Annotated in this window: 5 protein-coding genes; 4 read left to right on the top strand and 1 reads right to left on the bottom strand. The window is 58.7% G+C overall.

The genetic code is table 11. The annotated features are described in order from the left end of the window. From AC1DS3_RS35070 to AC1DS3_RS35085, 4 genes are all read left to right on the top strand, one after another. Positions 1 to 984: CaiB/BaiF CoA transferase family protein (locus tag AC1DS3_RS35070; RefSeq protein WP_477128992.1), on the top strand; the 984-nt coding region annotated here is incomplete at its 5' end. Positions 985 to 993: 9 nt separating this feature from the next. After that, on the top strand, positions 994 to 1770 hold the full coding sequence (locus tag AC1DS3_RS35075; protein WP_477128993.1) for an enoyl-CoA hydratase/isomerase family protein: 777 nt from the start codon (positions 994 to 996) through the stop codon (positions 1768 to 1770). 133 nt (positions 1771 to 1903) lie between these two features. After that, complete coding sequence (locus AC1DS3_RS35080) at positions 1904 to 2884, top strand: tripartite tricarboxylate transporter substrate-binding protein (protein ID WP_441632866.1); 981 nt, start codon at positions 1904 to 1906, stop codon at positions 2882 to 2884. Positions 2885 to 2921: 37 nt separating this feature from the next. Then, positions 2922 to 3923, top strand: a complete 1002-nt coding sequence (locus AC1DS3_RS35085; protein ID WP_477128994.1) for a Bug family tripartite tricarboxylate transporter substrate binding protein — start codon at positions 2922 to 2924, stop codon at positions 3921 to 3923. 163 nt (positions 3924 to 4086) lie between these two features. Here the strand turns inward: AC1DS3_RS35085 and AC1DS3_RS35090 are convergent. Then, on the bottom strand, positions 4087 to 5027 hold a 941-nt coding region (locus AC1DS3_RS35090; protein ID WP_477128995.1), incomplete at its 5' end, for a TolC family protein.

Below are 5027 nucleotides of genomic sequence, written 5' to 3' on the forward strand. Positions count from 1 at the left end.
GTTCTCGATCTTAAGCAACCGGAACATCTGGAAGCAGCGCGGCAACTCATCGCAGAGGCAGACGTGCTGGTGGAGAGCTTCCGTCCGGGTGTGATGGCGCGATTTGGGCTTGACTATGCCACGGTGGCAGAGAGGAATCCGAAACTGGTCTATTGCTCGGTGTCAGCCTATGGACAGCTTGGATCCACCCGGGATTTGCCTGGTGTGGACGGTGTGTTGCAAGCGGTGAGTGGGCTCATGAGCGTCACGGGATCGCAGGGCGGAGAGCCCTGCAAGGTCCAAGTGCCGGTTGTCGATCTCGTTACGGGGTATCTAGCCACTATCTCGGTCCTTGCTGCCCTTGCAGAGCGGCAGAAAAATGGAAGGKGGCAGCATGTGGAAGCCAGCATGTTCGCGAGCGCCATCGCGTTGCAGCACACGACCTTCGCTACCTACTTCGCAGACGGCAAAGTGCCAGGCCCACAGGGAAATGCCGCACCATACGCCACGCCAAACGAAGCGTTGCGGTGCTCCGACGGATGGATCATGGTCGCGGCATACCACCCCGCGCGCTGGGAGGCCTTGTGTGGGGCGATCGGGGTCCCGGAGCTCGCCAATGATCCGCGATTCTGTGATAACAAGAGTCGCCTGCAGCATCGTGACGCGCTGCTGGGTGCGCTGGAATCGCACATGGGTGCTCGTCCTCGAGCATTCTGGCTCGAGCAGTTCGCCGCCGTGGACATCATCTGCGGACCAATCAATGATTACGCCGAAGTGGTCCAGTCGACAGCCTTCGTCGAAGGGGAGCTTGCTGAGTCCATGCAGCATCCCGTTGCAGGGGCGCTGACAATGCCGCGCAGCATGATCGGCGCCGTCGGGGAGCGGCCCCATGCGCGTCGTCCCGCGCCAACCATCGGGCAGCACACGCGCGAAGTCCTTACCGAGATGGGCTTTCCCGATGACAGCATTGAGGCTGTAGTGGCATCCATTCCCCAAAGAAACTGAATTGTATCCATGTCGATTACGTTGAGTATCCATGACGGCGTTGCGCTCGTCACTCTAAACCGGCCCGATGCGATGAACGCAATCGACCCCGAGTCGAACGAGAAATTGCTCGAGGCGTGGGATGAGGTCTCGCGGAACGAAGCTATCCGAGTCCTTGTCGTGACGGGCGCAGGAGATCGGYCGTTTTGCACCGGCGCTGACCTAAAGAAGACGATGCCCCCCGCGGAAAGTGCGGCGAGCCTGCTCTACGGGGGCGGCACAAGGGGCTTGAATTTCGGGTCACTCCAGACCCAGAAGCCAGTCATCGCAGCTGTCAATGGCTATGCACTGGGCGGCGGACTTGAGCTGGCCCTGTTGGCGGATATCCGAATCTGTTCGGACAATGCGCAGTTTGGCTTGCCGGAGGTACGGGTGGGGAGCATACCAGGCGCTGGCGGCACACAACGTCTAGTTCGCGCGGTTGGTCAGTCGGACGCGATGTGGATGCTTCTGACTGGCGAACGGATCGATGCCGCGGAGGCACTGAGGATCGGCCTGGTCAGCAAAGTTGTGCCTCTCGCTGCTTTGCGGGACACCGCACTCGCGCTTGCAGGAAACATGGCGGCGAATGCTCCGCTGGCAATGACGGCGGTCAAGGGGTTGGCCATGAGCGGGCGGGAGCTTTCGCTAGCTGCTGGATTGGAGCTGGAGCGGCAGGCGTTTGGCTTGTTAAGGGATACAGAAGACCGATTGGAAGGCCGGCGCGCGTTTGCGGAGAAGCGCGCACCTGTTTTCCGTGGGCGCTGATCGGTGAGCTGAGGCACGAGCTTCGGCAGAAGATGAATCATGAAAGGCGGCGACAGACCGCCTACTTACTGCAGGTCCCCGGCAACGTCATCGCAACGTAGCCAAAACACAAAACGGAGACAATAGTAGAGCCATGAAACGCAGACAAGTCCTCACAACCCTTGGCATTGGGGCCATCAGCGGTAGCCGATTGGTCCGGGCCCAAGCTTTTGGAGCTTCTGACCGCACTGTCCGGATCATTCTGGGATTTCCTGCTGGTGGCGCGACCGACGCGATTGCGAGAATCGTGGCCCCGCACCTGGAAAAGCCACTTAACGCAAAAGTGATTGTCGAGAACAAGCCAGGCGCCGGCGCACGTATCGCAAATACCTACGTGAAGGCGGCAAAGCCGGACGGCAATACGTTGCTTCTCACTTCGTCTTCGTTGATGGCAGTCTATCCGCACGCCTATAAGAACCTGGGCTACGATCCGTTGCGAGATTTTGTGCCGGTGACGTCTGTCGTGAATATGGAGTTCGGCTACATTGCAAGCACTGCCGCGGCACCCAAAGTCACGACGCTGCGCGAGTATGTCCAATGGGTGAAAGCGAACCCACTAAACGGAAACTATGGGGCGGTAGGAACGGGTTCTATCCCGCATTTTCTCGGGTTTCTCCTTGCGCGAGCCGGTGGTATCCAACTGAATCACGTTCCGTTTAACGGAGGTGCGCCTCATCTGCAGGCGCTCAACGGCGGACAGATTCCTTTCGGTATTGACGTCCTTGCGGGGATTGTTCCCCATCTGTCGACAGGCAGACTTAGGCTTTTGGCAACGAGCGGCACTGAACGTAGTGTGCCAGGTGTTCCGACCGCGTCTGAGGCAGGCTTCCCGGATTTGGCTACTGAGGATTACACAGGACTGTTCTATCCAGCGGCCACTCCGAACAAATTTGTACAACAAGTGCAGGGCGCGGTGAAGAGCGCGCTGCAGCAGCCTAGTGTGCAGGAGAGCTTTCGACTGCTGACATTTAAGCCCAGTGGCGCAGACTCTGCCCAGTTCACGCAGCGGGTCAACTCTGACTTTTACAGGTGGCGAAAGGTCGTCGCGGACTCGGGCTTCAAACCGCTCGACTGAGTCCGTCTCTTCATACGAAGTCTTGTCAGTAGCCAACTTGGAGAAGAAGAGCTTGAGACAACCTTATAGATCACGTTTCTTTCGTCTGGCGACGTTCATCTCTGTCATGTACTCCCTTGTGTCGCCGGCCCTCGCACAGCACGGGCCTGCCGCTCCCGCAAGGATACTCGTGGGCTTTTCACCAGGTGGCACACTGGACGTCGTCGCACGAGCGCTGGCCGAGTACCTGCACGAACCGCTTAATCGCACTGTCGTTGTAGAGAACAAACCTGGGGCAGGCGGGCGCATTGCGGTAGAAGCGTTGCGTGCGGCGCCGGCGGACGGAAGCGTGGCGATGTTATGTCCGGACTTCCTGACATCTATCTATCCGTCCGTTTTCAGGAAGCTCAATTACGTACCGGAGAAGCACATCCGCCCGGTGTCGACCGTTGCCKAGTTTGCAATGGCTCTGGCTGTGCCAGCATCCTCTCCAGTCAAAACCTTTGCAGAGTATGCGGTGTGGGTACGCGCACATTCCGACAAGGCGAATTTCGGCCATGCTGCCTCCGGAGGTCCAACTCACTTCCTAGGTCTGCAAATTGGGAAGAAGATTGGCACGCCTCTTGAGGACGTTCCCTTTCAGGGCGCTGCACCGATGATCAACAACCTGATTGGCGGAAACGTCGCGGCAGGAACCTCAACAGTGGGAGATTTTGCGCAGTATCACAATGCGGGAAAGCTACGCGTCCTTGCTATCACATCTGCGCAACGCTCACTGCTCCTTCCTGACGTGCCCACATTTGCCGAACTCGGTTTTAAGGACCTGACCGCGGTGGGGACGTTGGCGATATGTCTGCCGCCTCAGGCACCTGCAAGCACCGTAGCGCAATGGAGCACCGCCATCGGGAAGGCAGTTAGAGACGACAGGTTCGCAAGCAAGATCCGAACGCTTGGCTTCGTCAGCGCCGGCAGCTCTCCAGCCGAGGCGATTTCTAAGTTCAACGTATTGCGCAGTTTTTGGGAACCTATTATTAAATCATCGGGGTTCAACGCTGACTAGGTCGGCATTCGCGGAGCGACGGGCGCTCGCCCGTCACCTGCGGGCGTGGATCTGGCCGACGACGGGATCCGCGAAGTGACATCACAGCGTTGGTATTGGCGCATTGAAATGGCATGGAGCAGAGCGTTTAGCGTGCGAGAATATTGAGCGCCTATCAGGGCGCTCATTTGAGCGGCTCATTGGAGTTGGCTGGAGGCGGCTCTCTCCAGCCACCACCCAAGGCGAGAAACAGTTCTATCTGCCGATCAATCAGCTGGGCGCGAGACGACGCGAGGCTAGACTCAACGTTTGCCAAGGCGCTTTCAGCTGAAAGCACATCGATGAAGCTAGTCCGCCCGAAGCGAAAGAGGCGATTGGCTTGGTCGCTTGCATCCTCTGCGTCGCCCCGAGCCTGCACGAGGCTTCGTTCGCGGTTGATCTCCTGTGAGTAGGCGGATAGTGAGGATTCCGTTTGCTTGAGAGCTTGAAGAACGCTTCCATCAAATTCCGCGAGCGCGGCATCCGCGGCTGCACTGGCCTGTGCGATACGTGCCTTCACTGCGGTACGGTTAGGCATGTTCCAGGACATAAGCGGCCCGATACTGCCACCGAAATTGGAGCTGGAGATTGCGCTAAATTGGCCTGCGAATCCTGCGGAGCCACCAATGCTTACCTGTGGATATAGCTGGGCAGTCTCAACACCAAGAGTGGCGGTCATTACAGCAAGGTTTCGCTCGGCCCTTCGAATATCCGGCCGGCGCTGGATCAACTGCCACCCATCTCCAATCGGTAGGGGGCGCTTGAGTTCGGGGGGCTGAAGGCAGTCTTCCAGCTCTTTTGGATAGTCTGCGGGAAGACGCCCCATCAGTGCTGCAAGTTCGAGCAAGGCCGTTTGTCGGGTGGCCACAATGGCCGGGATAGCCGCTTCACTTTCATTCGCGGCCGCGCGAGCCCTGCTCACGTCAAACGCTGTTCCTCGGCCACCGGCAGCCAGCCTTCGAGTGACCTCCAGCGTTTCACGCTGTACATCTAGTACGTGTCTCGTTGCGGCTAAGGTACGGTTTGCTGAACAGGCACTGGCATAGGCGCGCGTCACGGCCGCCGCTACTACCACCCGAACTTGAT

It is taken from the genome of Cupriavidus sp. 01L46, from assembly GCF_056399905.1.